The organism is Mesorhizobium sp. M7A.F.Ca.CA.003.01.2.1, assembly GCF_003998945.1.
Lineage (GTDB): Bacteria > Pseudomonadota > Alphaproteobacteria > Rhizobiales > Rhizobiaceae > Mesorhizobium > Mesorhizobium ciceri.
In genome coordinates this window covers 1-1,745 of record NZ_RZRA01001076.1, presented here as the reverse complement: position 1 = coordinate 1,745, position 1,745 = coordinate 1, and the positions used below count along the sequence as shown (strand labels likewise).

Annotated in this window: 2 protein-coding genes; both read left to right on the top strand. The window is 65.7% G+C overall.

The features are described from left to right. Positions 1–387, top strand: a 387-nt coding sequence (locus EN969_RS29835; RefSeq protein WP_127419663.1) for an extracellular solute-binding protein, incomplete at its 5' end; no start/stop codon positions are given. Between the two features lie 174 nt (positions 388–561). Next, a partial coding sequence (locus tag EN969_RS29830) for an iron ABC transporter permease (protein WP_164758618.1) occupies positions 562–1,745 on the top strand: 1,184 nt, incomplete at its 3' end.

Here is a 1,745-nt window from a genome sequence, read left to right as displayed (position 1 = left end):
GTCAATGCCGGCGAGATCGAAGGCGGCGTGATCTATCACTATTACTATTTCGGCGATCAGGCCAAGACCGGCGAAAACAGCAAGAATGTCGCGCTGCACTATTTCAAGAACCAGGATCCGGGCGCCTTCGTCTCGATCTCCGGCGGCGGTGTGCTGGCTTCGAGCAAGCATCCGAAGGAAGCCCAGGCGTTCCTGAAATGGCTGACAGGCAAAGGCGGTCAGGACGTGCTGAAAACCGGCGATTCCTTCGAGTACGCGGTCGGCAAGGGTGCGGACTCCAACCCGAAGCTGGTGCCGCTCGCCGATCTGCAGGCGCCGAAGGTCGATGCCACGACGCTGAACTCCAAGAAGGTCACCGATCTGATGACGGCAGCCGGCTTGCTTTAGTTGCCATTCGTCCTAAAAGGACACCCGACCACGCTCCCGCGGGAATTCGCCTTCCGCGGGAGTGATTTTGTTTTTCGAGATGGCATTCGTCGATGACGACACGCTGTGTTCCCGACCGCGATCGCGGTCTTTCAATTGCTGCCGCTGGACGGCAACGGCACGGCGTCTGACCTGATGCAGTCCGCGGTCGATCTCGCGCATTCGGGCCTGCCTTCGGGCACAGGCCGAAGGGCTCGGCGACGCGCACCGCTTTGGCTGGTCCTCGCCGCCATCTTCGTTGCGCTGCTGGCGCTGGTGCCGCTTGCCTTCATCATCTGGATCGCGGTGCAGACCGGCTGGGAAACAGTCTCGGCACTGGTCTTCCGGCCGCGTGTCGGCGAGCTTCTGGTCAACACTGTCCTGCTGGTCGCGCTCTCGGTGCCGATCACCATCGTGCTGTCGGTTTCGCTGGCCTGGTTGACCGAGCGCAGCGACCTGCCGGGCGCCCGGCTCTGGGCCTGGCTGTGCGTGGCGCCGCTCGCCATCCCGGCTTTTGTGCACAGCTATGCCTGGGTCACCATGGTGCCGGGACTGCACGGCCTGTGGGCCGGCGTGCTGGTTTCCGTGATCGCCTATTTCCCGTTCCTGTATCTGCCGGTGTCGGCGGCGTTGCGCCGTCTCGATCCCGCCCTGGAAGACGCCGCCGCCGCACTCGGCCTGGGGCCCCGGCGCGTGTTCTGGCGGGTCGTGCTGCCGCAATTGCGGCTCGCCATCTGCGGCGGCTCGCTGCTGGTCGGCCTGCATCTGCTGGCCGAGTACGGCCTCTATGTCTTCATCCGCTTCGACACCTTCACCACGGCGATCGTCGACCAGTTCCAGTCGACCTTCAATGGACCGGCCGCCAACATGCTGGCCGGCGTGCTGGTCAGCTGCTGCTTCGTGCTGCTCGGCCTCGAAGTGCTGGTGCGCGGCGAGGAGCGCTATGCCCGTGTCGGCTCCGGCGCGGCGCGCCATCAGCAACGCACAAGCCTCGGACGCGCCACCCTGCCTAGCCTGCTCTTGCTTGTCGTCATCACGCTTTTGGCGCTCGGCGTGCCGTTCGTCACCATTGGCGGCTGGCTTGCCGCCGGCGGCGCCGCTGTCTGGCGCTTGGACGAGATCGGCCTGGCGCTTGGCCAGACGCTGTTCCTGGCGCTCGCCGGCGCGTTGCTCGCCACCGTCGCCGCCATGCCGATGGCCTGGATCTCGATCCGCGCGCCGGGGCCATTGCAGCGTCTTCTGGAGGGCTGCAACTACATCGTCGGCTCGCTGCCCGGGGTCGTCATCGCACTGGCGCTGGTCACCATCACCGTACGCATCGCGCTGCCGCTCTACCAGAC